The sequence below is a fragment of the Cellulosimicrobium sp. G4 BAM 1002 genome (assembly GCF_057126935.1).
In genome coordinates this window covers 3,324,419-3,348,292 of sequence record NZ_CP182109.1, presented here as the reverse complement: position 1 = coordinate 3,348,292, position 23,874 = coordinate 3,324,419, and the positions used below count along the sequence as shown (strand labels likewise).

Here is a 23,874-nt window from a genome sequence, read left to right as displayed (position 1 = left end):
CGACACCCTCAGGACGGGGTTACGCTGAGGGCCAGTCGCCGCGGACGACGGACGTGCAGCACACGGACGGACGCCGCGCGAGCGTACCGAGCGCGCGGCCCGCGGGCCGCAAGGAGGTGGTAGCCCCACCGGCACCCCGCACGGGTGCCTTCTACCGAATCCGAGAGGCGCCCGGTCGATCGAGCCGGGTGCCGCACAGATCCTCGCGGAGGCTCACATGGAGATCGTCGTCGTCGGCAGGCACACGGAAGTTGCAGACCGCTTCCGCCGGCACGTGGAGGACAAGCTCGCCAAGGTCCAGCAGCTCGCGCCCACCGCGCAGCGCGTGGACGTCGAGGTCACCCACGAGAACAACCCCCGGCTCTCCGGGGTCCGCGAACGGGTCGAGCTCACCGTGCGTGCCAAGGGGCCCGTCGTGCGGGCCGAGGCAGCGGCAGACGACCGGTTCGGCGCACTCGACCTCGCGATCGAGAAGCTGGCCGAACGGCTCCGCCGCGCACGCGACCGCCGCAAGGACCACCGGAACCACACCGTCGTGCCGCCCGTCGACGTCCGTCCCTACGACCCGGTCCGGGACGCCGCACCCCCGCCGCCGGCGCCCACCGCGCCGAGCGCGCCCGGCGAGGCCGTCGAGACGACCCTGGGCGACTCGCCCGTCGTCATCCGGCAGAAGCTCCACAGCGCCGAGCCGATGACCGTCGACGACGCGCTGTACGAGATGGAGATGGTCGGCCACGACTTCTTCCTCTTCGTCGACGTCGAGACCTCGCGCCCGTCCGTCGCCTACCGGCGCCGCGGCTGGACCTACGGCGTCGTCGCCCTGGACACCTCGTGCGACTGCGCCGAGGTCCCGGTCGAGAAGTCCGCCTGACCTGACCGCCGACGCGCCCGGACCCCGTCGGGTCCGGGCGCGTCGCGCTGCCCGGGCCTGTTCGGCCGTGCTGTGGTCGGGTCCGCGTGCGGGGCGGCGTCGGTGCTCGGGTCGGGTTGGGCGGTTCGTGGGTCGGGTCCGCGTGCGGGGCGGCGTCGGTGCTCGGGTCGGGTTGGGCGGTTCGTGGGTCGGGTCCGCGTGCGGGGCGGCGTCGGCGTCTGGGCTGGGTTGGGCGTGCTGTGGTCGGGTCCGCGGGTGGGGCGGCGTCGGTGCTCGGGCTGTCCGCGCCGTCACCGTGGTCTGTCGGGTGTGGGTCTGGGGAGCGCGGCCTTGACGCCCTTCGCATCCGACGCCGCCCCACCCGCTCAGCCATCACCTCACCCCGGGCGGACGACTGGGCCCGGACCCGCCGAGGTAGAACCGTGGTCGCACCAGGTAGAACCCCGGGTCTGCCGAGGTAGAACCGTGGTCGGGCGAAGTAGAACCGTGGTCGGGAGAGGGCGACGCGACGGCGGGCGGCGCCGTGCGGGGCGAGGCGGTGCGGCCCGTGCTGTGGCGACCATGCGATCCCGGCCCGTCGAGCATGCGGTTGTCGCCCGTCAGGTGCTCAGGACGAGCCGCAACGACATGCTCGGCGCAGCACCGGGCTGGCCCGGGTGCGCACGGACCGGGGTGGGACAAAGCCGGGAGGGGTGGGTGGGGGCGCCGCGTCGTGGTCGGGCCTGGCGGGAGCCGCGAGGAACGAGCGGCGGATGGTAGACGCGGCGCCCCCACCCGCCCCGACACCCAAGCCGACCCGATCGCCGTCGCGCATGGCGACCCCGGTTCTACCTGGCGCGACCACGGTTCTACCTCGCGCGGCCAGGGTTCTACCTCGGCCGACCACGGTTCTACCTCGCGCGGCCAGGGTTCTACCTCGGCCGACCACGGTTCTCCCTCGGCGGAACGGGGCCGGTCCACGCAGGTGTGGGTGGGTGGGGGCACGATCGGAGGGTGGTCGCCATCTCGCAGAGGTCAGAGTCGATGTCCCTGTCCCAGGCGCGCCGCGTCGCACTCGCGGCGCAAGGGCTGCACCGCCCGCGGCCGTTCGACGGCGTCGACGGGCGTGCGCCGACCATGCGGCACGTGCAGGGAGTGATCGACCGGCTCGGGCTGCTGCAGATCGACTCGGTGAACGTGCTCGCTCGTGCTCACCTCATGCCGTTGTACGCGCGGCTCGGGCCGTACGACACGGCGCTGCTGGACCGCGCCGCGGGCCGTGCGCCGCGACGTCTCGTGGAGACGTGGGCGCACGTGGCGTCGTACGTCCCGCCGAGCACGTGGCCGCTGCTCGAGTGGCGCCGTCGGGGGTACCGCACGGAGGCGTGGGGCACGATCAGCGCGGTCGAGATGAGCCACTCGGAGGCGGTCGAGGACGTGCGGCGGCTGGTGACCGAGCGCGGACCGATCACGGCGAGCGAGGTCCACGAGATCCTCGAGGCCGAGGGCCGGGCGCACCCGCGCGACCGGTCCCAGTGGGGCTGGAACTGGACGGTCGCGAAGCGCGCTCTCGAGTTCCTCTTCTTCACGGGCGAGATCACGTCGGCACGTCGCAACGGGGCGTTCGAGCGCTGCTACGACCTCACCGAGCGCGTGCTGCCGCCGGAGGTCGTGGCCGCGCCCCCGGTCTCCGACGCCGACGCCGTGCGGGCACTGCTCGAGATCGGCGCTCGCGCCCACGGCGTCGGGACGCTGCGGTGCTTCAAGGACTACTTCCGGCTGCGCGGACCGGCGGTGCGCACCGCGCTGGCCGAGCTCGTCGAGGCCGGGACGCTGCGACCGGTGACGGTCCAGGGGTGGGACGAGCCCACGTTCCTGCACGCCGACGCCGCGGTCCCGCGCCGGGCGACGGCGACGACGCTGCTCAACCCCTTCGACCCGCTCGTCTTCGAGCGCACACGGCTCGAGCGGCTGTTCGACGTGCACTACCGGATCGAGATCTACGTGCCGGCGGCGAAGCGCGTCCACGGCTACTACGTGCTGCCCCTCCTCGAGGGGCAGGACCTCACGGCACGCGTCGACCTCAAGGCGGACCGTCGGGCGGGCGTGCTGCGGGTGCTCTCGGCGCACCGCGAGCAGGCGGCGGGGGAGCAGACGGCGGCCCGGCTCGCCGTGGAGCTGCGCGTGCTCGGCGCGTGGCTGGGCGTCCCCGAGGTCGTCGTCTCACCGGTCGGTGACCTCGCGCCGGCGCTCGCGGCGGAGGTTGCCGTCGCGGCGTGAGGGGTGCTCCGGGGCGTTGCGCGCGTCCTGACGCAGGGGTGCACGACCGGTCGCCCGTGCGACCGCCGTCGGGCGGCCGCGGCGCGGCGGTGCTGGGCGGGTTCGTCGTCGGCGAAACCCGGGCGGGACCGACGGCGCCCTGACTCGCCTACGATGTTGTGTGACGTTGCCGACGTCGGCTGCTGCACGTGCCCGTGCGGCGGAGCGTCGGCGCTGCACCCGGACCACCCGGCCCGGGCCACGATCGATACGGGAGTCCTGCGTGCCTTCGATCCTCGACAAGGTCCTTCGCATCGGCGAGGGCCGGATCCTCAAGAAGCTGTCCGGCCTCGCCGACCAGGTCAACAAGCTCGAGCCGGGCTTCGAGGATCTCACCGACGAGGAGCTGCGGGAGGAGACCGACCGCTTCAAGGCGCGCCTCGAGGCCGGTGAGTCCCTCGACGACCTGCTGCCCGAGGCGTTCGCGGCGGTGCGCGAGGCGTCCCGTCGCACGCTCGGCCAGCGGCACTTCGACGTCCAGCTCATGGGCGGCGCGGCGCTGCACCTCGGCAACATCGCCGAGATGAAGACCGGTGAGGGCAAGACGCTCGTCGCGACGACGGCGGCGTACCTCAACGCGCTCGAGGGCAAGGGCGTGCACGTCGTCACGGTCAACGACTACCTGGCGAAGTACCAGAGCGAGCTCATGGGCCGCGTGTACCGCTTCCTCGGCCTGACGACGGGCGTCATCCTGTCCGGTCAGACGCCCGCGCAGCGACGCCAGGAGTACGCCGCGGACATCACGTACGGGACGAACAACGAGTTCGGCTTCGACTACCTGCGCGACAACATGGCGTGGTCCACGGACGACCTCGTGCAGCGCGGTCACCACTTCGCGATCGTCGACGAGGTCGACTCGATCCTCATCGACGAGGCCCGCACGCCGCTCATCATCTCCGGCCCCGCCTCCGGCGACACGAACCGCTGGTTCGGGGAGTTCGCGAAGGTCGTGCGCCGCCTGAACGCCGGCGCGGACTACGAGGTCGACGAGAAGAAGCGCACCGTCGGCGTGCTCGAGCCGGGCATCGCCAAGGTCGAGGACTACCTCGGCATCGACAACCTCTACGAGTCGCTCAACACGCCGCTCATCGGCTTCCTCAACAACGCCATCAAGGCGAAGGAGCTCTTCAAGCGCGACAAGGACTACGTCGTGCTCAACGGCGAGGTCATGATCGTCGACGAGCACACGGGACGCATCCTGGCCGGCCGCCGGTACAACGAGGGAATGCACCAGGCGATCGAGGCCAAGGAAGGCGTGCAGATCAAGGCGGAGAACCAGACGCTCGCCACGATCACGCTGCAGAACTACTTCCGCCTGTACTCGAAGCTCGCGGGCATGACCGGTACGGCCGACACCGAGGCTGCCGAGTTCCAGGGCACGTACAAGCTCGGCGTCGTACCCATCCCGACGAACCGCCCGATGCAGCGCATCGACCAGGCCGACCTGGTCTACAAGAACGAGGACGGCAAGTTCGACGCCGTCGTCGCGGACATCGTCGAGCGGCACGCGCACGGCCAGCCAGTCCTCGTCGGCACCACGAGCGTCGAGAAGTCTGAGCTCCTGTCCGCGAAGCTGAAGAAGCAGGGCGTCCCGCACGAGGTGCTCAACGCGAAGCAGCACGAGCGCGAGGCGGCGATCGTCGCGCAGGCCGGCCGCAAGGGCGCGGTGACCGTCGCGACGAACATGGCTGGTCGCGGTACGGACATCATGCTGGGTGGCAACGCCGAGTTCATGGCGGTCGCCGACCTCGCGGGCCGCGGGCTCGACGCCGCGGAGAACCCGGAGGAGTACGAGGCCGCGTGGCCCGACGCTCTGGAGAAGGCGAAGGCCGCGGTCGCGGCGGAGCACGAGGAGGTCACCGAGCTCGGTGGGCTGTACGTGCTCGGTACGGAGCGCCACGAGTCCCGGCGCATCGACAACCAGCTCCGTGGTCGTTCCGGCCGTCAGGGCGACCCGGGCGAGTCCCGGTTCTACCTGTCCATGCAGGACGACCTCATGCGTCTGTTCAACTCGGGTCTCGCCGAGTCGATGATGAACCGCGCGGGCTTCCCCGACGACGTGCCGCTCGAGTCGAAGATGGTCACGCGCGGCATCGCGAGCGCGCAGGGCCAGGTGGAGTCGCGCAACTTCGAGATCCGCAAGAACGTCCTCAAGTACGACGACGTCCTGTCGCGCCAGCGCACCGTCATCTACGACGAGCGGCGCCGCGTGCTCGAGGGCGAGGACCTGCAGGAGCAGGTGCAGCACTTCCTCGTCGACGTCGTCACGGCGTACGTGGAGGGCGCGACGGCGGAGGGCAACCCGGAGAACTGGGACCTCGACGCGCTGTGGACGGCGCTCAAGGCCGTCTACCCCGTGTCGATCGAGGTCGACGAGGTCGTCGAGCAGGCCGGCGGTCCCACGCGCCTGTCGCACGACCTCCTGCTCGAGGAGATCCTCTCCGACGCGCGCATCGCCTACCAGAACCGCGAGGACCAGCTGGGCGAGGCGAACATGCGTCAGCTCGAGCGGCGCGTCACGCTGTCGGTCCTGGACCGCAAGTGGCGCGAGCACCTCTACGAGATGGACTATCTCAAGGAGGGCATCGGCCTGCGCGCGATGGCCCAGCGCGACCCGCTCGTCGAGTACCAGCGCGAGGGCTTCCAGCTCTTCCAGGCGATGACCGAGGCCATCAAGGAGGAGACGGTCGGGTTCCTCTTCAACCTCGAGGTCAAGGTCGCGGAGCCGGGTGCGGCCACCCCCGCACAGTCGCCGGGCATCTCCGCGGCGGCCGCCGCGCAGGCGGCGCAGTCGGCCGCCGGTCAGGCGTTGGGGGGCGCCGCGGGCGCCGCGTCCGCGGGCGCGACGGCCGGGCTCGCTGCGGCGGCGCAGTCAGCGGCCCGCTCGGCCGCGACCGAGGGCGCCCCGGTCGAGGACGCGGCGGTCACCGACGAGCCCGTCGTCGACGAGCGCGTGGAGGGCGCCCCGGCCGCGGAACCGGCCCCGGTGGCTGCGCCCGCGGCGTTCGGCGGTGCGAGCACGAACCGTGCCGGCACGCTCGTCGCGAAGGGGCTCGACGGCCCCGACCGCCAGGTGCCGCTGTCGTACAGCGCACCGAGCGAGGACGGCACCGGTCAGGCCGTCGTGACCGGCGACGCGGGCCGACGGTCCCGGCGGGCCCTGCACGGCGAGGCGAGCGCGGTCGAGAGCGACGGGCGCACCTTCCCGGGCACGCCGCGCAACGCGCAGTGCCCGTGCGGCTCCGGCAAGAAGTACAAGGTCTGCCACGGTCAGAACGAGGAGTGACGACCTCGACGGGCTGACGCAGGACCACGACAGCGAGGTGTGCCGCTCGAGCGGCACACCTCGCTGTCGTCGTCGTGCCGCGCCCGCACCCTGAGGGCGCCGCGGCTTCGCCCGTTGCTCCTACCAGGCCCTAACCGATCTCGAGCGCGACGACGCGCCATGCGCCGCGGCGCGCCTCGAGCCGCACGGCTCCGGCGCGGACGCGGTCGCCGTCCTCGACGACGACGGTCCCCTCGGCGACGCCCTCGCCGATCCGGACGAGGCGTGCGCGGCGGATCGTCACCGGACGTGTCGCGGGATCGGACGAGGGTGACTCGAGCACCAGACGGGCGCGTCGGGCCAGCGCGTCGTAGATCTCCGGGGACACCCAGCGCGCGAGCTGGCTCACGGTGCGCTCGCCGCGGACGACCTCGATCGCCGCGCGCACGACGGCGCAGCAGAGCGCTGTCGGGTCCGGCAGGGGGAGCGGAGCAGCGGGCGGCCCCCACGGGCGTCCCCGTACGACGTGCCGCGGTACGCGGCGGTTCTCGTCGCGCACGTCGACCTCCGGCGCCAGGCGGTCGCCGACACAGCGCAGGAGTCGGGCGGGCGCCGGGGAGGGCGCGCTCGTGGAGCGGACGTCCCGTGCGGGCCGGGCGGACGCCGACGGTCGTGCCGGCATCTCCGGCGCCGCGGCCGGAGCCGCCGGGGGCGTCGAGCCGAGGCGGGCGGTCGGCAGAGCGGTCATCGTCGGGCTCCTTCGTGGGTCGCGGTCGTCAGGCCGAGGGTGCGCGGAGCACCTGGCCGGGGAGGATGAGGTCGGGATCGGCGCCGATCACGTCGGCGTTCGTCGTGTGCCAGCGCTGCACGGCTGCGGCGATCTGCGCGTCGCTCGCCCCGGCGGGCAGGTGCCGGGACGCGATCGACCACAGGGAGTCCCCGCGGAGCACCACGACGTCCGGCGCGGCGTCGGCCGGTACCTCCCGCGTCACGGCGAGCGCGGCGTCGCGCTGCGCGAGCTGGTTCGCGGCGGCCGTCGCTCCCGGCGGGGCCATGCTGCCCGACGCCGGAGCCGCGGTGGCTGCGGAGGGCACGGTCGGGCCGGCGGAGACCTCGGTGGTTCCGGCGGCGTCGCCCGTACCCTCGGGACGGGGCGCGCCGCTCCCCGTGACCGGTGCGCCCGTCGTGGACGGGCCGGCCGGCACGCCGGCTGCGGGGGACGGGTCGCCGCGCCCGGCCGCCGGGGATGCTCCGGCGGCGTCGGGCCCGGGAACCGCGCTTCCGGGCCCGTTCGTCTCCTCGGCCACGGCCGGTGCGTCGGGTGGTGCGGAGGTCAGGGACGGGCGCCAGCCGAGATCGACGGCGACGATCGTCGTCGGGTCCGGGGTGTCGACGGCCTGGGCTGCCCCGCCCGACAGGACGAGACCCGCACCGACCGACACCGTGACCCCGACGCGCGCCGCCCGCCGGACGACCTGCGGAGCGACGCGGACCACGAGACGCTCTCCGGCCGACCACGAGCGGCCCGAGGCGCGGGCGGCCACCACCAGCGTCCCGAGCAGTGCGCTCACCGCGACCCAGGCGGCCGCGAGGGCGCCCACCGCCAACGCGACGAGCTCGAGGTAGGGCTCGACCTGCGCGGACGGCAGGTCGCCGACGACCTGCCGCGCGCGGAGCGCGAGAGCGAGCAGGGCCCCCGTCATCGTCACCAGCAGCACGGCGAGCGTCGCGTTGCCCCGAGCAGCCACGCGTGCGGGTCGTCTGTCCATCGAAGGGCCCCCTGCCCACCACCGCCTCACCGGCGACGGCCTCTTGATGTCATTTGATGCTGTTTGATGTTGACGAGCTCATCTAATCGGGTCCGGCGTGCTCCTGTCCAGGGCAGGTTCTCGTGATGTGGACGAGGGAGGGGGTGGTGCACGGGCGCACCGCTACGGTGTGCCCGTGCGATGGGACGCGCTCTTCGAGGACCTCGACGGCCAGCTCGCCGCGGTCGAGGCCGCCGACCGCGACGCGGCCGTCGCCGACCTCACGCGCGCCGAGCACGCCACGATCACGCTCGTCGAGCGGCTGCGGGCTGCGGCCGGGCCGGTCGACCTCGAGCTGCGTGACGGCACACGCGTCTCCGGGCTCGTGCGGGACGTCGCCGAGGACTGGGTGCTCGTCGGCGACGGTCGCGGTCAGCACCTCGTCCCCTCGACGGCGCTCGCGGCCGTGACGGGTCTCGGGCGGCACGCGCTGCCCGCCGCGTCGGCGCGGTCGGCCGGGCTCAGGCTTGGCCACGTCCTGCGCGCGCTGATGCGCGACCGTCGTCCCGTCCAGGTGCGCACACCGGCGGGCACGTTCGCCGGGTGGGTCGCGCGCGTGGGCAAGGACCACCTCGACGTCGAGGCGCGCCCCGGGGACTCCCGAGGATCCCGCACGGTCCCCTTTGCGGCGCTCCTGTGCGTCAGCGACACGGAACCGGGGATCGTCCCGAGGTGAGGACGGCGCAGGGGGAGCAGAGGAAGACGGCACGCGTCCGGCCGGCGCGGCCGTCAGCCGTCGAAGTCGCCGGCCTCGATGCGCTGGCGCGTCTGCGCGTACATGCGCTGGATGTAGGCCTCGAGCTCGCTCACCTCGACGCGCCACTGCCCGCGGCCGCCGACCTGGATCGCGGGGAGCTCTCCGGACCGGACGAGCGCGTACGCCTGCGCGGCGGAGATGTTGAGCTCCTCCGTGACGTCGGCGAGGGTGAGGAAGCGCTGGGACATGGCGTCAGTCTGGCACGCGACCAGGCCACGACGGCGGTCGTCCACAGGCCTCCGCACGCGGTGCCCGTACCGAGGATCATGAACCCGCGGCACGCGTAGCGTGCCCGCGACCACCACCCAGGGGAGATCGATGACGACCACGCTGGAACGACCACGCGCGACGACGCACGCGCCACCGGCACCCGCCGCGCGGCTACGACGACCGACCTGGCGCGACCCGCGCCTCCTCGTGGGCGTGGTCGTCGTGGCTCTGTCCGTGGCACTCGGGTCGTGGGCCGTGAGCACGGCGAGCAAGACCGTCGCGGTCTACGCTGCCGGGTCCGTTCTCACGCCCGGGAGCACGATCACGACGGCCGACCTGCGCGCCGTCGACGTGCGTCTCGGCACGCAGACGGACCGCTACCTCCTCGTCGAGGACGGGCTCCCGGACGAGCCGGTGGTCCTGCGGACCGTCGCCGCGGGCGAGCTCCTGCCCGCCGACGCGCTCGGGGGTGCGCAGGACCTCGCGGTGCGCGCGGTCGCCGTGCCGGTGACGAGCGGCCTCTCCGACCGGATCGTGACCGGCGCGACGGTCGACCTCTGGTACGTGCCGGCGCCGGACCAGGAGCCCGCGACGGGCGCCGCGGACGACGCGGCGTCGGCTGAGCCCGAGCTCCTCGTCGGGGGCGTCACGGTCGCGGAGGTCGACGAGGGCGAGGGGACGCTCGTCGTCGGGGGACCGGTCACCGTCCACCTGCTCGTCGGGGTGGACGACCTGCCCGGCGTCCTGGGCGCGATCGCGGGTGACGGGACGCTCGCGCTCGTCCCCGTGGGCGGTGCCGGGTGAGCGGCGCGACCGCCGTCGCGACCGTGCTGTGCGCGGTGCGCGGCGAGCGCGAGGCGGCCGTCGTCACGACGCTCGACGCACCCGGTCTCCAGGTCACCCGTCGCTGCGCGGACGTCACCGAGCTGCGCGCGGCCGCCGCGGCGGGGGCGGGCAGGGTCGCGGTCGTGTCGTCGGACCTGCCCGCGCTGGACCGGGAGGCGGTCGCCGAGCTGCGCGCCCACGGCGTCCGCGTCGTCGCGCTCGCCCTCCTGGGCTCCTGGGAGGAGGGTCGGCTGCGGGCCCTCGGCATCGACTCCGTCGTGGACCTGGGCGCCTCGCCGGACGAGCTGCGCGACGCCGTCCGCTCGGCGGCTCCCGCGCAGGCCGGGGTGGGGAGCCCGGCGGACCGGGCACCCGTCGTGACGGGGGCGGCGGGACCGGCGCCGGCGCGTCGCGACGGCCGGGTCGTCGCGGTGTGGGGCCCGACCGGCGCGCCCGGCCGCACGGTCCTCGCGGTCAACCTCGCAGCCGAGCTCGCGGGGCCCTCCGGTGCAGGGCGGCGCGGTCGCGGCTCGCGGCGCGACCGGCGTGCCGCGGAGGTCGAGCTCCCGGCGAGCGCGCCCGCCGGGCCCGCCGCGGACGTCCTGCTCGTCGACGCCGACACGTACGGCGGCACCGTCGCGCAGCACCTCGGGATGCTCGACGAGTCGCCGGGGCTCGCCGCGGCGGTCCGCAGCGCGGGCCAGGGGGCGCTCGACGCCGCCGGCCTCGTCGCGCTCGCCCCGGCGGTGATGGACCGCGTCCAGGTCCTCACCGGTGTCGCGCGGGCCACCCGCTGGCCGGAGCTTCCCGGGGCGTCGCTCGACGCGGTCTGGGAGGTCGCCCGGACGGTCGCCGACTGGACGGTGGTGGACTGCGGCTTCGCCGTCGAGCGCGACGAGCTGCTCACCTACGACACCCGCGCGCCCCAGCGCAACGACGCGACGCTCAGCGCGCTCGCCGCCGCGGACGTGGTGGTCGTCGTCGGGGCGGCAGACCCGGTGGGCCTCCAGCGGCTCGTCCGCGCGCTCGACGAGCTCACCGACGCGGGCGTCGCGGCGGGGGCCGCGCGCGTCGTCGTCGTCAACCGCGTGCGGTCGGCGGTGGTCGGCCCGCGGCCGGAGCGGGCCGTGCGGGACGCGATGGCCCGGTACGCGGGCGTCGACGACCTCCACGCGGTGCCCGAGGACCGCTCGCTCGACGTCGCGCTGCGCGAGGGCCGCGCGCTCGCGGAGGCCGCGCCCGGAAGCCCGGCGCGGCGGGCGATCGCCCGGCTCGCGGCGCACGTGCGCGAGGCGACGCCTGTGCCCGCCGGGCGTGGTGCGTCGCACGGCCACGTGCTCGAGGCCTCACACTGAACCCATGCGCATCTACCTTCCCGCGACGCTCGACGAGCTCGACGCCGTGACGCTCACCACCGAGGCCGCCCGCTGGACGGTCGCGCCTCGGGGTGCCCACGCGGTCACGGCGGCCCTGACCCGGTCCCTGCCCGACGAGGACGCGGAGGGCCTCGAGTACGCCGCGGCGCTCGAGGCGGCGGACGACTCGCTCACCCTCGTCGCCTCGCGCCCCGACGCCCCGCGGCAGCGGCTCGTCGTCACGCTCGAGGTGCCCGACGGCGCGGTCCAGGTCGTCGGGGCGGACGACCCGGGCACGACGGCTGACGACGAGGACGCGCCGGCACCGAGCGCGGTCGAGATCGTCCGCACGGTCGCCGACGTCGCGATCGTGTGCGTGCACGTCGACGAGCCGGAGGCGGTCGGCGACGTCGAGGCGGTGCTGGCCGCGGCCGACGGCGAGGGCCCGGACGCGGACGCCGCGCTGGACGCGGCGCTCGAGCGCGTCACCGAGCGCGACCTGCTCTGGTACGACTGGTCGGAGCTCCCGGACGTGCCGCGCGGCTGAGCCCCGCCGGGCGCGCGGTCAGCCCAGGCGCTTCAGCACCTCGTCGTGCAGCAGGCCGTTGCTCGCGACGGCGTTGCCGCCCCACGGGCCGTCGGCGCCGTCGAGCGACGTGAACCGCCCGCCGGCCTCGGTGACGATCGGCACGAGCGCGGCCATGTCGTAGAGCTCGAGCTCGGGCTCGGCGGCTGCCTCGACCGCGCCCTCGGCGACGAGCATGTACGACCAGAAGTCGCCGTACCCGCGAGTTCGCCACGCGCCGCGCATGAGGTCGAGGAACGGCTCGAGCTTCCCGCGCTCCTCCCAGCCGGTGAGCGAGGAGTAGGCGAGCGACGCGTCCTCCCACCGGTTCACGCCCGAGACCTGAAGGCGCGACGCGGCGGCGAGCGACTTGCCCGTCCAGGCGCCGGTGCCCTTCGAGGCCCACCATCGCCGGCCGAGCGCGGGCGCGGACACGAGCCCGACGACGACCTCGTCGCCGTCGGCGAGCGCGATGAGCGTCGCCCACACGGGCACCCCGCGCACGAAGTTCTTCGTCCCGTCGATCGGGTCGATGATCCAGCGGCGTGCGCCGTGGCCCGTCTCGCCGAACTCCTCGCCGACGATCGCGTCGCGACCGCGCGCCCGTCCGAGCTGGGCCCGGATGATCTCCTCGGCCGCGCGGTCGGCGTCGCTCACCGGGGTGCTGTCGGGCTTGGACTCGACGTGCAGGTCGAGCGCCTTGAACCGGGACATCGTGTGCCCGTCGACCTGGTCGGCGATCACGTGGGCGAGGCGCAGGTCGTCGTCGTAGCCGCGCGTCGAGGGGGGCGTCATGGCTCACACCGTAGCGGTGCCGGGCGTCGCGGCGGGGGACGCGCCGCCGACGGGGCCGACCGGGCCCCTGCGGCTCAGGTGCCGGTCACGTCCCCGTCCGTGACGCGAGCACGCGGCGGAAGGACTCCACGCGCGCCGCGCGGGCGGCACGGGTCTCGTCCTCCGGCGCGGCGGCCACCCAGTCGTCGAGCGCGCAGTCCGGTGCGTCGTCGAGGTGCGTGCACCCGCGGGGGCACTCCTGGGCCACGGTGTCGAGGTCGTCGAACGCGCGCAGCAGGTTCTCCACCTGGACGTGGGCGAGCCCGAACGAGCGGACGCCCGGGGTGTCGATGACCCAGCCGCCACCCGGGAGCCGGAGCGCGACCGCCGACGTCGACGTGTGCCGGCCGCGCCCGGTGACGTCGTTGACGACACCGGTCGCGCGCCTGGCGTCGGGCACGAGCGCGTTGACCAGCGTCGACTTGCCGACGCCCGAGTGCCCGACGAACACGGACGTCCGCCCCGCCAGCGCGTCACGCACGGCGTCGAGCGGCTCGATCGCCCACCCGCTCTCGGCGAGGCCGTCGGGCGCGCGGCGCGTCACGACCACCGACACCCCGAGCGGCTCGTAGAGCGCGCGCAGCGGCCCGGAGTCGGCGAGGTCCGCCTTGGTGAGGCACAGCAGGACGTCCATGCCGGCGTCGTACGCGGCGACGACGCACCGGTCGATCATGCGCGTGCGCGGCTCCGGGTCGGCGAGCGCGGTGACGATCACGAGCTGGTCCGCGTTCGCCACGACGACCCGCTCGTAGGGGTCGGTGTCGTCGGCGGTGCGCCGCAGGACCGACGAGCGCTCCTGGATCCGGACGATGCGCGCGAGCGACCCGGCGTCCCCGCTCACGTCGCCCACGAGGTCCACACGGTCGCCGCACACGACGCGCGTGCGGCCGATCTCGCGCGCCTTCATCGCGACGACGACGCGCTCGTCACCGTTCCCCGGGTCACCGGTCGACTCGTCGACGAGCAGGGTGTACCGGCCGCGGTCCACGCCCGTGACGAACCCGGTCACCGCATCCGCGTGCTCGGGCCGCTGCTTGGTGCGCGGCCGGCTGCCGCGCTTGCCGGGGCGCGAGCGGAAGTCGGACTCGTCGGGGACGCGGGCCATCAGCGGGTCGCCGCCCCGCCCCGGAGCATGCGCTCCCACATGCCCGCGAACCCAGGAAGCGTCTTGGCGGTCGTCTCGACGTTCTCCACCGCCACCCCCGGGATGCGCAGGCCGATCACGGCGGCGGACGTCGCCATGCGGTGGTCGTGGTACGTGCGGAACAGGGCGCCGTGCAGCGGGCGCGGCGTGATGACGAGCCCGTCGCGCGTCTCCTCCGCCTGACCACCGAGGCGCGTGATCTCGGTCGCGAGGGCGGCCAGCCGGTCGGTCTCGTGCCCGCGCAGGTGCGCGATGCCGCGCAGCCGGCTGGGGGAGTCGGCGAGCGCGGCGAGCGCGGCGATCGTCGGCGCGAGCTCGCCCGCGGCGTGCAGGTCGACGTCGACGCCGCGCACCTCGCCGGTCCCCGTCACCGACAGCACGTCGCCCTCGAGCGATGCCGTCGCGCCCATGGACCCCAGCAGCTCGGGGACCATCGCGCCGGGCTGCGTCGTCGCCGCCGGCCACCCCGTGACGCGCACGGTGCCACCGGCCACGAGCGCGGCTGCGAGGAACGGCGCGGCGTTCGACAGGTCCGGCTCGACCTGCACGTCGCGCGCCGTGATCGGCCCCGGCTCGACGCGCCAGATCGCCGGCCGCGAGTCGTCGACGACGACGCCCACCTCGCGCAGCACCTCCACGGTCATCTCGATGTGCGGCAGGCTCGGCAGCGTGTGCCCGGTGTGCCGCACGGTCAGGCCCTGGTCGTAGCGGGCGGCCGCGAGGAGGAGCCCGGAGACGAACTGGCTCGACGCCGAGGCGTCGATGTCGACCGACCCGCCGCGCACCCGGCCGCGACCGCGGATCGTGAACGGCAGGGTCGTCGGAAGGCCCTGCGAGGCGTCGGTGCTCTCGACAGGCACGCCGAGGGCGCTCAGCGCGGCGAGCACCGGGCCCATGGGGCGGACCCGCGCGGCCTCGTCGCCGTCGAACCGGACGGTGCCGTCAGCGAGGGCGGCCGCCGGCGGCAGGAAGCGCATGACCGTCCCGGCGAGGCCGCAGTCGACGTCGACCGGACCGCGCAGCGGGCCCGGCGTGACGTGCAGCTCGCTGGGCGAGGCGCCCTCCTCGATGCCGACGCCGAGGGCACGCAGGCCCGCGATCATGAGGTCGGCGTCGCGGCTGCGCAGCGCACCCCGCAGCGTGCCAGGCCCGTCGGCGAGCGCGGCGAGCACCAGCAGGCGGTTCGTCAGGGACTTGGACCCCGGCACCTCGACCGTCGCGTCGAGCGGCCCGCCCGCCGTCGGCGCGGCCCACCCCTCGTCGACGGAGGCGGCAGCGCTGGCGGCAGGAGGCAGGGTCGTCATGGCGTCCAGGTTAGTGGAGGCGACCCGGCCGACGGCGGACGGTCCCGCCGGGCGGACGCGCGTCCGACGGCGTCAGGCCGCCTTCGCGCGGACGGCGGCACCGGCCTCGCGCACGGCCTCGGAGGCGCTGGCCGCGGCGTGCTCCGCCGCCTCCTGGGCGGCCTTCGCGGCGCGCCGCGCCGAGCGGCCCGCGTCCTTCGCGGCGCGGCCCGTCGAGCGCGCCATCCCCTTCGCCGTCCTCTTCGCGGTGCGCGTGGCGTCCTTGGCGCCCGCGACGGCGGACTCCTGCTTGGCCTGCTTGGCGAGCGCGAGGTCGTGGCGCGCCTTGTCGAGCCGCCACTGGACGCCGGGACGTCCCTCGTAGTCCGCGCCGGCGATCAGGGCGGCGCCGATGGCCCCGACGTTCGCCACGAACCTGCGCGTGCGCTCGGCGCGCGTCGCCTCGCTCGAGGTGAAGGGCTGGTTGACGACGGCGAGCGGCACGGTCAGCGCGGCGAGCGTGAGCGCCGCCGTGCGGGGTGCCTTCCCGACGGCGAGGCACAGCCCGGCGACGGCGGTCACGGCACCGTGGGCCCGGACGAGGGTCGTCACCTGCCGGTCGCTCAGCGGGACGTCGACCCCGGCCCGCTCGACGAGCTCGACGCCGCTGCGCGCCGCGCGGACGTGCTCGGCGGGCTTGAGCGCGGCCTGAACGCCGTCGTAGACGAACCAGGAGGCCAGCATGGGCCTCGCGACGTGACGCAGCAGCATCGGATCTCCTTCGTGAGCCGGACGGTCCCAGCCTGCCCTTCGCGCGGGTGCCGCGCCACCCGCGGACCGGTGCCGGCGCGCCGTCAGAGCGCGCCGCCCGCCGCCTCGGGCGCGTCGGAGGACTCGCCGGAGTCGCCGATCGTCTCGCGGGCGACGTAGTTCTCGAGGTCGAAGAGGTTGTCTCCCGCCCGATGCGCGACCGTGAGCAGCGTCGTCGCCGACGCGACCTCCTCGACCTGCTCCTTGAGGAACCACAGGAGGAACTGCTCGCCGAGCGCGTCGCCCTCCTCGCGCGCGGCGCGGAAGATCGCCTCGATCTGCCCGGTGACCTGCTTCTCCTGGTCGAGCGCGAGCTGCAGCGGCTCGACGACGCTCGAGAAGTCGTTGCGGACCGATCCCGTGCCGGGGATCTCGACCGGCAGGTCCCGGTCGAGGTGGTACTGGACGATCATCATCGCGTGGTTGCGCTCCTCCACCGACTGGCGGTAGAAGTGCGCGGCGAGCTGGGGGAGGTCGTGCGAGTCGAACCACACGGCGATCGCGATGTACTGCTGGTGCGCGTCGAGCTCGTGGCCCACCTGCTCGCGCAGGAGGGTGAGGAAGCGGGAGTTCTCCGATGCGGTCGTCATGCTCGCCACCGTAGCGACGACGTGACCTCCGCACATCCGCGGGGCCTCGTGGGAACGGGCGCGGGAATGACCGTGGGGACCGCCGGGTTGCACCACTCGTGACCCTGCTGCTCGACACCTCCGCACCCGCACCGTCCGCGGCGCCGTCGGTGTCCCCAGGCACCGTCGCGGGCACCTCGGCGGAGAGCTTCGCCGAGGCCGCGTTCGCGGCTGCCTGGTCGGCGCCGCACGACACCAAGGTCGCCTCACCGAACACCCACCCGAACGGGGGACTAGGCTCGTTGTTGATGACAGAGCGAATCTCCGGCAGCGACGTCTCCGGCATGCCAGTGACGGCGTCCACGACGCCGGGACGGGGCGAGCCGTCGCCCGTCGACCCGGTGGACGACACCGACACGAACCGGGCTCCCGAGGCCGAGACCGACGCGGCGCGCGCCGAGCGGTTCGAGCGGGACGCGCTGCAGTACCTGGACCAGCTCTACTCCGCGGCGCTGCGCATGACGCGCAACCCGTCGGACGCCGAGGACCTCGTGCAGGAGACGTTCGCCAAGGCGTTCGCCGCGTTCCACCAGTACCGCCCGGGCACGAACCTCAAGGCGTGGCTGTACCGGATCCTCACGAACACGTTCATCAACACGTACCGCAAGAAGCAGCGCGAGCCGCAGCAGGCCCAGACGGACGACGTCGAGGACTGGCAGATCGCGCGTGCCGCGTCGCACACGTCGCAGGGGCTGCGCTCCGCCGAGGCCGAGGCGCTGGACCGCCTGCCGGACTCGGACGTGAAGCGCGCGCTGCAGGAGCTGCCCGAGGACCGTCGCATGGTCGTGTACTACGCGGACGTCGAGGGCTTCCCGTACAAGGAGATCGCGGAGATCATGGGGACACCGATCGGCACGGTCATGTCCCGCCTGCACCGAGGTAGGCGCCAGCTGCGCGAGCTGCTGGCCGACTACGCCGCGAAGCGAGGACTGGTGGGGGCCAAGACCCCCGGAGGTGAGTCGTGAGCACGTCAGAGAGCCGGAACCCCGGGGTGTCCCCGGTCGACGAGCCGGTGACCCCCATCCCGCACTCGACCGCGGGTGAGTCCGAGTGCGAGCACGCGCTCACGCACCTCTACGAGTACCTGGACTCGGAGATGACGGCCGACGACGAGCTGCGCATGCGGGCGCACGTCGCCCACTGCTCGCCGTGCCTCGCGGAGCTGAGCGTCGAGGAGCTCGTCAAGCAGCTGGTGCGGCGCTCCTGCCACGAGACGGCACCCGCCGGCCTGCGTGAGCGCATCCACACGCAGCTTACGGTGATGGTCTCGACGACAACGGTGGTCGAGACGCGCTGACGTGCGCCGCCCGGTCCCGGGCGAGCACGAGCATCCGGACATGCGAGAGGGGCCCGGACCGACGAGTCGGTCCGGGCCCTCTGCCGTGCCCTGACGGGCGCGGTCTCAGGCGTTGGGGCGCTTGCCGTGGTTCGCGCCGTTGCCCTTGCGGCTGCGACGCTTGCGTCCGCGCTTGCTCATGGTGATCTCCTGACGGTTCTCGGTGAGTGCTGCCGTTCTCGGCGGGGACGGCCCGCCCTCAGCGTGTCCGGTCCGCCTCCCATGGTCCCACACCTGATCCCTTGCCAGGTTCCCGGACGCGATATATCGTGTCCTGCGGAACGAGATATATCGCGAGACTCGTCGCCGCCAGGAGCGGCCCGGGACCACGACCGAGGACGGAGCGCCGGATGACGCAGGAGAGCTGGACCGTCACGGGTCCGCAGATCGTCGAGCTCGAGCGCGTCACGGCGCTCGACGCGACGGTCATCGGGGGGCGCATCGACGTCGTCGCGCACGACGACCCGACGCGGACCGACGCCCGGGTCGAGGTGCACTCGGTGACCGGTCGCGCGCTCGAGGTGCGCATCGAGGGCTCGACGCTCCACGTCGGCTACGGGTCGTTCGTGGCGGGCTGGAAGGGCTTCCTCGAACGCTTCCGCACGTACACGGGCCGCGACGCGGCCGACGTGCACGTCGCGGTCCCCGCGACCGTCCACGCCAGGGTCGCGACGGTGCAGGGCGAGGCCCTCGTCGCCGGGGTGCGCGAGGGGCTGCGGCTCCAGACGGTCACCGGCTCCCTCCTGACGAGCCGGACCGCCGGAGAGCTCCGGGTCGACACCGTCTCCGGCGAGGTCTCGGCGAGCGAGCACGACGGCGCAGTCCGCATGGACTCGGTCTCCGGCGGCCTCACGGCGACCGGGGCGCTGCGCTCCCTGCGGCTCGACTCGGTCTCCGGCTCCGTGACCGTCGACTCGCGCACGACGCCGTCCGAGGTCCTCGTCAGCGCGGTCTCGGCCGACGTGCTCGTGCGGCTGCCCGACCCCGACGCCATGGACTACGCGATCCGCTGCGTGAGCGGCCGGCTCCTCGTGGACGGGGAGGAGCGGCGCGGGTCTGGTGGGACGTTCTCCCGCACGGCGCGGTCCGGCCGCGGAGCCCCGGTGCGCGTCTCCGCCGTCTCGGGGGACGTGACCGTCCTGCGCGGGGCGGACGACGACGAGCGGGCGACCGACCGCCGGACCGAGGACGCCCGGGGGAGCGACGTCCCCGCCTGGGGGAGCCCGGGCGCCCGTCCCGCGGCGCCCACCGGACCGGTGGATCTCTGATGGCGACCGTCTTCGCCCACGGTCAGCTCCGGCTCTACCTGCTGGCGCTGCTCGACACGGGACCCAAGCACGGCTACGAGCTCATCACCGAGCTCTCGGACCGGTTCGGCGGCACGTACCGTCCGAGCGCCGGCACGATCTACCCCCGGCTCGCGCGGCTCGAGGACGAAGGGCTCGTGCTCCGCAGCGCTGACGGCCGCAAGACGACCTACGCGCTGACGCCCGCCGGGCGCGCGGAGATCGAGGCCCGCCGGGCCGACGTCGCCGAGCTCGAGCACGGCATCGCGGAGACCGTGCGCCAACGTGCGCAGGCGTTGCGCGACGACGTCCAGGGGTCGCTCCGCGGCCTGCGGGCCGAGCTCGCCGCCGCCGCGCAGACGGCACGCGCCCGGCCCCGGGACGGCGAGCCCGACCCGCGGCGGCGCGAGTCCTACGCGTGGCGCATGGAGGCCGAGGCCGTGCTCCAGCGGTTCCGCGAGGACGTCCGGGCCGACCTGCGCCGCGCTGACGCCGCGAGCGTCGTCACCGAGCTCACGGTCGACACCCTGCGCACCGTGCTCGACAGCGCCCGCAAGGCCGTGCGAGCGACCCTGCCCTGACCGACGGTCAGCGGCACCACAGAACGACACACCGACCGAGAACCGCACCGAACGAGGAGAGACACCTATGAGCACCGAGTCCTGGGTCATCAACGCCCCCCAGACCGTGGACGTCGCGGACGTGCGCCGCGTCGTCGTCCAGCTCACCGACGGGTCGGTCGACGTCGTCGCCGACCCGGGCCGCGAGGCCGGGGCGAGCGTCGACGTGAGCGAGGTGTCGGAGCGCGCGCTGCAGGTGAGCGTGCACGACGGCGAGCTGCGCGTCGGCTACGACTTCGCCGGCATCGAGGGCCTCGTCGACCGCGCCAAGGGCCTGCGCGACAAGGACCGGGCCGTCGTGCGGCTCACCGTCCCCGCGCGCGTGCCCGTCAAGGTGACCACCGCGCGCGCCGCGGCGACCGTCACCGGCGCGCAGGGCGACGTGTCCGTCACGACCGCGACGGGCGCCGCCCGGGTCCAGGGCGCTCGCGGCACGGTCTCCGTCAAGACGGCGACCGGCGGGGTCGACGTCGCCGAGCACGTCGGTGACGTGCACGTGACCACCGCCTCGGGCGCGGTCACCCTCGGCGGGTCGCTCGGCCGCGTCTCGGTCAACACCGTGACGAGCGGTGTCGAGGTCGAGGCACGCGAGAGCACGCCGCTCGTCGACGCGCGCACGGTCTCCGGTGACGTCGCGGTGCGCCTCGGCGCCGGCGCCCCCGTCAACCTCAAGGCTCGCAGCGTCACGGGAAAGGCCGTCCTGGACGGCGTCCGGCTCGAGAGCAGCGCGCAGCGCACCACGTCCGTCGACCACGTCGACCAGCCGGGGGCGCGCGGCGCCTACGTGTCGGCGAACACGGTGTCCGGCGACCTCACGGTCTCGCGCGGCTGAGTCGCGCGGTCCCGCACGACGGCGGCCCGCCGGTCCGACTGCTCGGACCGGCGGGCCGCCGTCGTGCCCGGGCGCGTCCCCGCGATGCCTCCGCGGGACTCAGGCTGCGTCGTCGGGCAGGCCGAGCCACGCGTGCCAGCCGGTGTGCAGCACGAGCCACGCCATGAGGCCGTACCCCGCCTGCCCGGGGAAACCGTTGCCGCTCTGCGCGAGGTCGGCGAGCCACTGCTCGTGCGTGACGAGCGGGCTGAACGTGTCGACGTACGGCACCCGACGGCGGTTGGCGACGTCCGAGAACGCGTTGGAGAGCTCGGCGAGGCGCTCGGTGTCCTGCGGGTGCCCGGGCGGCGGCCCGACGACGAACGTCGGGAGGCGGTGCGACTCTGCGACGTCGAGGACGTTCGCGAGGTTCAGCCGCGAACGAGCGACGGACAGCCCGGCGTCGAGGTCGTGCCGGCCGAGGCCGATGACGAGCCGGTTGTCCACGTCCGGCTCGGGGGAGAACCGCCGCGCGGTCTCGGCCTCCCAGCGCTGGCTGAGCGCCGTCGTCGTCTCGCCGGGGATCGCCAGCGGGAACACGTAGGCCGGCTGCGGGAAGCGGGTGCGCGCGACGACGCGCCCCGCCCACCCCAGTGCCTTGGCGTCACCGACGCCGGCGCTCAGCTCGTCGCCGACGACGCAGATCCGTACCTCTCGACTTGCCGCGTCTTCCACAGGGGTCATTCTCCCCGACGCCGGGAGCACCGGTCGATCCGGGCCGGTCCGCCCGGCGTGTCGGTGCCCGTCCGCGCGTCTCAGAGGAGCGTCGCGCCCCACGTCACCTCGTGCGCGTCGCCCGGCGTGAGCCGGACGAGCCGGTCACCGGTGCGGAAGGCGTCCGCGATGCAGCTCATCGGCTCCGCCGCGACGCCCGAGCGCCGGAACGCGACGTCGCCCACGTGGTCGCCCGTGCAGATCTGCCACGTGTCCATCGACGAGTCCATCCAGACCGCCGCCGTGCGGCCGTCGGGTGCACCCAGGCGGATCCACGACAGGCCGTCCTCGTCGCGCGTCACGTCGACGTACGCGTCGTCGAGGTCGACCCCTTGCAGCGACCGCGCCTCGCGCAGGTCGAAGGTGCCCGCGACCGGTTCCGTGCCCGTGGGGAGCAGCCGGTCGTCGGTCGTCACCCGCGTGGACGCGTCGAGGCGGATCGTGCAGTCGTCCAGGTCCGCGCCCGCGGGGGAGAGCCACGGGTGGAAGCCCACGCCGTACGGCGCCGTCCCGGTGCCGGCGTTGGTCGTGCGCACGTGCACCCGCAGCCCGTCGTCGCCCAGCGTGTACGTCACGCGCGAGACGAGCGCGAACGGGTAGCCCGGCGTCGGGACGAGGCGCAGCTCCAGGACGACCTCGGCGTCCGTGTGCGCAACGACCGACCAGCGCTCCCAGCAGGCCAGGCCGTGCAGCGCCGTGCTCCGCTCGAACTCGGTCACGGGCACCTGATACGTCGCCCCGTCCAGCTCGTACTGGCCGTCGCGCAGGCGGTTCGGCCAGGGCAGCAGCACCGCCGCGTTGAAGGCGGGCGAGACCTCGTGCTCGGCGAAGGGGACGAAGACCGGCCGACCGGCGACCGCGTACTCGCGCACGGCCGCTCCGACCTCGGTGATCGTGGCGACATGCTCGCCGTGGGAGATGCGCAGCTGTGCGCCGGAGGGTGCATCGGTGTTCACGTTCACATACGGTACTCGGCGTGCGCGGGTGCACGATGGCCCGCCGACCGTCAGACTCGGTGCCCGGGTACGTGCACCTGCGTGCCCGACGCAGCACGAGGAGGAACGATGGAACGACGTGTGCTCGGACGCACGGGACGGCTCGTCTCGGTGGTGGGACTCGGGACGTGGCAGCTCGGCGCCGACTGGGGCGACGTCGACGAGGGTGACGCGCGCGCCGTCCTCGACGCCTCCGCGGAGGCAGGCGTGACGTTCTTCGACACGGCCGACGTCTACGGCGACGGCCGCAGCGAGCAGATCATCGGCTCCTACCTCGCGGACAACCCCGGCCACGGCATCACCGTCGCGACCAAGATGGGCCGTCGCGAGGCGCAGGACCCCGACAACTACACGCTCGCGAAGTTCCGCGAGTGGACCGACCGCTCGCGCGCCAACCTGCGCACCGAGCGGCTCGACCTCGTGCAGCTCCACTGCCCGCCGACGGCCGTGTACTCGCGCGACGAGGTCTACGACGCGCTCGACACGCTGGTCGCCGACGGGGCGATCGCCGCCTACGGCGTGAGCGTCGAGACCGTCGACGAGGCACTGACCGCCATCGCCCGGCCCCACGTCGCGAGCGTCCAGATCATCCTCAACGCGTTCCGCCTCAAGCCGCTCGACCAGGTGCTGCCCGCCGCCTCCGACGCCGGCGTCGGCGTCATCGCGCGCGTCCCCCTCGCGTCGGGGCTGCTCACGGGGAAGTACACCAAGGACACGACCTTCGCCGACGACGACCACCGCACGTACAACCGCGACGGCAGCGCCTTCGACGTCGGCGAGACGTTCTCCGGCGTCGACTTCGAGACCGGCGTGCAGGCGGCGGACGAGTTCTCCACCCTCGTGCGCGACGTCGTCGCGCAGGACCTCACGCCCGCCCAGGTCGCGCTCGCATGGGTCTGGCAGCAGCCCGGCGTCACGACCGTCATCCCCGGCGCGCGCAGCGCCGACCAGGCGCGCGCCAACGCCGCCGCGGGCAGCGCCGACGTCCTCGGCCCGCTCTTCGCGTCCGGCGTCCGCGAGATCTACGACCGGCACCTGCGGGCAGCGGTCCACGACCGCTGGTGAGGTAGCGCGGTCCCGGTCCCGGGTCGGTCGTGGCTGGGTGGTCGGGGCGGGAGGGGCGGCGGCGGGTCTACCATCCGCCGCTCGTCCCTCGCGGCTCCCGCCAGGCCCACCACGACCCGCCGCCGCCCCTCCCGCCCCGACCTGCCGTCTCGTCGCCGACACGTCGCGCACCCGCGCGGACGACCAGGACGGCCTGACCTGACTGGTCCCGGCCAGCCCGGCCAGCCCGGCCAGCCCGGCCAGCCCGGCCAGCCCGGCCAGCCCGGCCAGCCCGGCCAGCCCGGCCAGCCCGGCCAGCCGCCTGGCCCGGCCCACCCGCCTGGCCCGGCCCGG

24 protein-coding genes and 1 pseudogene are annotated in these 23,874 nt (G+C 74.4%); 14 read left to right on the top strand and 11 right to left on the bottom strand.

The window, feature by feature from the left end:
* The first annotated feature begins 217 nt into the window (after positions 1–217).
* From hpf to ACMXGY_RS15055, 4 genes and pseudogenes are all read left to right on the top strand, one after another.
* A complete protein-coding gene (gene hpf / locus ACMXGY_RS15070; RefSeq protein WP_483773792.1) occupies positions 218–871 on the top strand; it encodes a ribosome hibernation-promoting factor, HPF/YfiA family in 654 nt (217 codons plus the stop codon).
* A 1,023-nt stretch (positions 872–1,894) separates the two neighbouring features.
* Positions 1,895–3,130, top strand: a complete 1,236-nt coding sequence (locus tag ACMXGY_RS15065; RefSeq protein WP_483773791.1) for a winged helix-turn-helix domain-containing protein — start codon at positions 1,895–1,897, stop codon at positions 3,128–3,130.
* Between the two features lie 262 nt (positions 3,131–3,392).
* Positions 3,393–5,889: pseudogene (secA, locus tag ACMXGY_RS15060) on the top strand (preprotein translocase subunit SecA); the annotation flags it as partial.
* Positions 5,890–6,122: 233 nt separating this feature from the next.
* On the top strand, positions 6,123–6,455 hold the full coding sequence (locus ACMXGY_RS15055) for an SEC-C metal-binding domain-containing protein (protein ID WP_483776877.1): 333 nt from the start codon (positions 6,123–6,125) through the stop codon (positions 6,453–6,455).
* A 130-nt stretch (positions 6,456–6,585) separates the two neighbouring features.
* Here the strand turns inward: ACMXGY_RS15055 and ACMXGY_RS15050 are convergent, their stop codons facing one another.
* Both ACMXGY_RS15050 and ACMXGY_RS15045 read right to left on the bottom strand, forming a co-directional pair.
* Positions 6,586–7,182, bottom strand: a complete 597-nt coding sequence (locus tag ACMXGY_RS15050; RefSeq protein ID WP_483773790.1) for an Rv3235 family protein — start codon at positions 7,180–7,182, stop codon at positions 6,586–6,588.
* Positions 7,183–7,210: 28 nt separating this feature from the next.
* Positions 7,211–8,203, bottom strand: coding sequence for a LysM peptidoglycan-binding domain-containing protein (locus tag ACMXGY_RS15045; RefSeq protein ID WP_483773789.1), 993 nt, complete (start codon positions 8,201–8,203; stop codon positions 7,211–7,213).
* A 175-nt stretch (positions 8,204–8,378) separates the two neighbouring features.
* Between ACMXGY_RS15045 and ACMXGY_RS15040 the strand changes: the two genes are divergently transcribed.
* The gene (locus ACMXGY_RS15040; RefSeq protein WP_483773788.1) at positions 8,379–8,918 is read left to right on the top strand and encodes a hypothetical protein; all 540 of its coding nucleotides are present in this window, start codon (positions 8,379–8,381) and stop codon (positions 8,916–8,918) included.
* A 53-nt stretch (positions 8,919–8,971) separates the two neighbouring features.
* On the opposite strand, the gene ACMXGY_RS15035 is transcribed toward ACMXGY_RS15040, so the two are convergent.
* Positions 8,972–9,187, bottom strand: a complete 216-nt coding sequence (locus ACMXGY_RS15035) for a helix-turn-helix domain-containing protein (protein WP_483773787.1) — start codon at positions 9,185–9,187, stop codon at positions 8,972–8,974.
* A 130-nt stretch (positions 9,188–9,317) separates the two neighbouring features.
* Here ACMXGY_RS15035 and ACMXGY_RS15030 point away from each other — a divergent pair, with 130 nt between their 5' ends.
* Genes ACMXGY_RS15030 through ACMXGY_RS15020 form a run of 3 tightly spaced genes read left to right on the top strand, consistent with a single transcriptional unit; the run spans position 9,318 to position 11,936 of the window.
* Positions 9,318–10,013 carry a hypothetical protein gene (locus ACMXGY_RS15030; RefSeq protein WP_483773786.1) on the top strand — a complete coding sequence of 232 codons (696 nt, stop codon included), beginning with the start codon at positions 9,318–9,320 and terminating at the stop codon, positions 10,011–10,013.
* Positions 10,010–11,389 carry a CpaE/TadZ family protein gene (locus tag ACMXGY_RS15025; protein WP_483773785.1) on the top strand — a complete coding sequence of 460 codons (1,380 nt, stop codon included), beginning with the start codon at positions 10,010–10,012 and terminating at the stop codon, positions 11,387–11,389. The genes ACMXGY_RS15030 and ACMXGY_RS15025 overlap by 4 nt, the downstream gene beginning before the upstream one ends.
* A gap of 4 nt (positions 11,390–11,393) precedes the next feature.
* Positions 11,394–11,936 (top strand): DUF6912 family protein, encoded by a 543-nt coding sequence (locus ACMXGY_RS15020; RefSeq protein ID WP_483773784.1) that lies wholly within the window; start codon positions 11,394–11,396, stop codon positions 11,934–11,936.
* An 18-nt stretch (positions 11,937–11,954) separates the two neighbouring features.
* On the opposite strand, the gene hisN is transcribed toward ACMXGY_RS15020, so the two are convergent.
* From hisN to ACMXGY_RS14995, 5 genes are all read right to left on the bottom strand, one after another.
* Positions 11,955–12,749: a histidinol-phosphatase gene (gene hisN / locus ACMXGY_RS15015; protein ID WP_483773783.1), complete on the bottom strand. Its 795-nt coding sequence runs from the start codon at positions 12,747–12,749 to the stop codon at positions 11,955–11,957.
* Positions 12,750–12,834: 85 nt separating this feature from the next.
* The gene (gene rsgA / locus ACMXGY_RS15010; RefSeq protein WP_483773782.1) at positions 12,835–13,893 is read right to left on the bottom strand and encodes a ribosome small subunit-dependent GTPase A; all 1,059 of its coding nucleotides are present in this window, start codon (positions 13,891–13,893) and stop codon (positions 12,835–12,837) included.
* Positions 13,893–15,236: a 3-phosphoshikimate 1-carboxyvinyltransferase gene (gene aroA, locus ACMXGY_RS15005; protein WP_483773781.1), complete on the bottom strand. Its 1,344-nt coding sequence runs from the start codon at positions 15,234–15,236 to the stop codon at positions 13,893–13,895. The genes rsgA and aroA overlap by 1 nt, the downstream gene beginning before the upstream one ends.
* A 72-nt stretch (positions 15,237–15,308) precedes the next feature.
* Positions 15,309–15,986, bottom strand: coding sequence for a DoxX family membrane protein (locus ACMXGY_RS15000; protein ID WP_483773780.1), 678 nt, complete (start codon positions 15,984–15,986; stop codon positions 15,309–15,311).
* A gap of 83 nt (positions 15,987–16,069) precedes the next feature.
* Entirely contained in the window at positions 16,070–16,615 is a 546-nt protein-coding gene (locus ACMXGY_RS14995) for a ferritin (protein WP_483773779.1), read from the bottom strand.
* 287 nt (positions 16,616–16,902) lie between these two features.
* Here ACMXGY_RS14995 and ACMXGY_RS14990 point away from each other — a divergent pair, with 287 nt between their 5' ends.
* Complete coding sequence (locus tag ACMXGY_RS14990) at positions 16,903–17,619, top strand: sigma-70 family RNA polymerase sigma factor (protein WP_483773778.1); 717 nt, start codon at positions 16,903–16,905, stop codon at positions 17,617–17,619.
* Positions 17,616–17,951 carry a mycothiol system anti-sigma-R factor gene (gene rsrA, locus ACMXGY_RS14985; RefSeq protein ID WP_483773777.1) on the top strand — a complete coding sequence of 112 codons (336 nt, stop codon included), beginning with the start codon at positions 17,616–17,618 and terminating at the stop codon, positions 17,949–17,951. The genes ACMXGY_RS14990 and rsrA overlap by 4 nt, the downstream gene beginning before the upstream one ends.
* A 105-nt stretch (positions 17,952–18,056) precedes the next feature.
* Here rsrA and ACMXGY_RS14980 read toward each other — a convergent pair whose 3' ends face one another.
* A complete protein-coding gene (locus ACMXGY_RS14980) occupies positions 18,057–18,131 on the bottom strand; it encodes a 50S ribosomal protein bL37 (protein ID WP_375791718.1) in 75 nt (24 codons plus the stop codon).
* A 209-nt stretch (positions 18,132–18,340) separates the two neighbouring features.
* Here ACMXGY_RS14980 and ACMXGY_RS14975 point away from each other — a divergent pair, with 209 nt between their 5' ends.
* From ACMXGY_RS14975 to ACMXGY_RS14965, 3 genes are all read left to right on the top strand, one after another.
* Positions 18,341–19,258 carry a DUF4097 family beta strand repeat-containing protein gene (locus ACMXGY_RS14975; protein ID WP_483773776.1) on the top strand — a complete coding sequence of 306 codons (918 nt, stop codon included), beginning with the start codon at positions 18,341–18,343 and terminating at the stop codon, positions 19,256–19,258.
* Complete coding sequence (locus ACMXGY_RS14970) at positions 19,258–19,857, top strand: PadR family transcriptional regulator (protein ID WP_483773775.1); 600 nt, start codon at positions 19,258–19,260, stop codon at positions 19,855–19,857. Before ACMXGY_RS14975 ends, ACMXGY_RS14970 begins: the two co-directional genes overlap by 1 nt.
* A 67-nt stretch (positions 19,858–19,924) precedes the next feature.
* Positions 19,925–20,728, top strand: coding sequence for a DUF4097 family beta strand repeat-containing protein (locus ACMXGY_RS14965; protein ID WP_483773774.1), 804 nt, complete (start codon positions 19,925–19,927; stop codon positions 20,726–20,728).
* Positions 20,729–20,827: 99 nt separating this feature from the next.
* On the opposite strand, the gene ACMXGY_RS14960 is transcribed toward ACMXGY_RS14965, so the two are convergent.
* Together ACMXGY_RS14960 and ACMXGY_RS14955 are read right to left on the bottom strand one after the other, a co-directional pair.
* Positions 20,828–21,442, bottom strand: coding sequence for a GDSL-type esterase/lipase family protein (locus ACMXGY_RS14960; RefSeq protein ID WP_483773773.1), 615 nt, complete (start codon positions 21,440–21,442; stop codon positions 20,828–20,830).
* 80 nt (positions 21,443–21,522) lie between these two features.
* A complete protein-coding gene (locus ACMXGY_RS14955; RefSeq protein ID WP_483773772.1) occupies positions 21,523–22,437 on the bottom strand; it encodes an aldose 1-epimerase family protein in 915 nt (304 codons plus the stop codon).
* Positions 22,438–22,545: 108 nt separating this feature from the next.
* Here ACMXGY_RS14955 and ACMXGY_RS14950 point away from each other — a divergent pair, with 108 nt between their 5' ends.
* Positions 22,546–23,541: an aldo/keto reductase gene (locus ACMXGY_RS14950; RefSeq protein ID WP_483773771.1), complete on the top strand. Its 996-nt coding sequence runs from the start codon at positions 22,546–22,548 to the stop codon at positions 23,539–23,541.
* Positions 23,542–23,874 lie beyond the last annotated feature (333 nt).

Excerpts from the sequence above, each read along its gene's own strand:
- hpf (WP_483773792.1), top strand. The coding sequence starts at position 218 with ATGGAGATCGTCGTCGTCGGCAGGCACACGGAAGTTGCAGACCGCTTC.
- ACMXGY_RS15030 (WP_483773786.1), top strand. The coding sequence starts at position 9,318 with ATGACGACCACGCTGGAACGACCACGCGCGACGACGCACGCGCCACCG.
- ACMXGY_RS14995 (WP_483773779.1), bottom strand. The coding sequence starts at position 16,615 with ATGACGACCGCATCGGAGAACTCCCGCTTCCTCACCCTCCTGCGCGAG.
- ACMXGY_RS15035 (WP_483773787.1), bottom strand. The coding sequence starts at position 9,187 with ATGTCCCAGCGCTTCCTCACCCTCGCCGACGTCACGGAGGAGCTCAAC.
- ACMXGY_RS14990 (WP_483773778.1), top strand. The coding sequence starts at position 16,903 with ATGACAGAGCGAATCTCCGGCAGCGACGTCTCCGGCATGCCAGTGACG.
- rsgA (WP_483773782.1), bottom strand. The coding sequence starts at position 13,893 with ATGGCCCGCGTCCCCGACGAGTCCGACTTCCGCTCGCGCCCCGGCAAG.
- ACMXGY_RS14975 (WP_483773776.1), top strand. The coding sequence starts at position 18,341 with ATGACGCAGGAGAGCTGGACCGTCACGGGTCCGCAGATCGTCGAGCTC.
- ACMXGY_RS15000 (WP_483773780.1), bottom strand. The coding sequence starts at position 15,986 with ATGCTGCTGCGTCACGTCGCGAGGCCCATGCTGGCCTCCTGGTTCGTC.
- ACMXGY_RS15045 (WP_483773789.1), bottom strand. The coding sequence starts at position 8,203 with ATGGACAGACGACCCGCACGCGTGGCTGCTCGGGGCAACGCGACGCTC.
- hisN (WP_483773783.1), bottom strand. The coding sequence starts at position 12,749 with ATGACGCCCCCCTCGACGCGCGGCTACGACGACGACCTGCGCCTCGCC.
- ACMXGY_RS14950 (WP_483773771.1), top strand. The coding sequence starts at position 22,546 with ATGGAACGACGTGTGCTCGGACGCACGGGACGGCTCGTCTCGGTGGTG.
- ACMXGY_RS14965 (WP_483773774.1), top strand. The coding sequence starts at position 19,925 with ATGAGCACCGAGTCCTGGGTCATCAACGCCCCCCAGACCGTGGACGTC.
- ACMXGY_RS15050 (WP_483773790.1), bottom strand. The coding sequence starts at position 7,182 with ATGACCGCTCTGCCGACCGCCCGCCTCGGCTCGACGCCCCCGGCGGCT.
- ACMXGY_RS14970 (WP_483773775.1), top strand. The coding sequence starts at position 19,258 with ATGGCGACCGTCTTCGCCCACGGTCAGCTCCGGCTCTACCTGCTGGCG.
- ACMXGY_RS15020 (WP_483773784.1), top strand. The coding sequence starts at position 11,394 with ATGCGCATCTACCTTCCCGCGACGCTCGACGAGCTCGACGCCGTGACG.
- aroA (WP_483773781.1), bottom strand. The coding sequence starts at position 15,236 with ATGACGACCCTGCCTCCTGCCGCCAGCGCTGCCGCCTCCGTCGACGAG.
- ACMXGY_RS15065 (WP_483773791.1), top strand. The coding sequence starts at position 1,895 with ATGTCCCTGTCCCAGGCGCGCCGCGTCGCACTCGCGGCGCAAGGGCTG.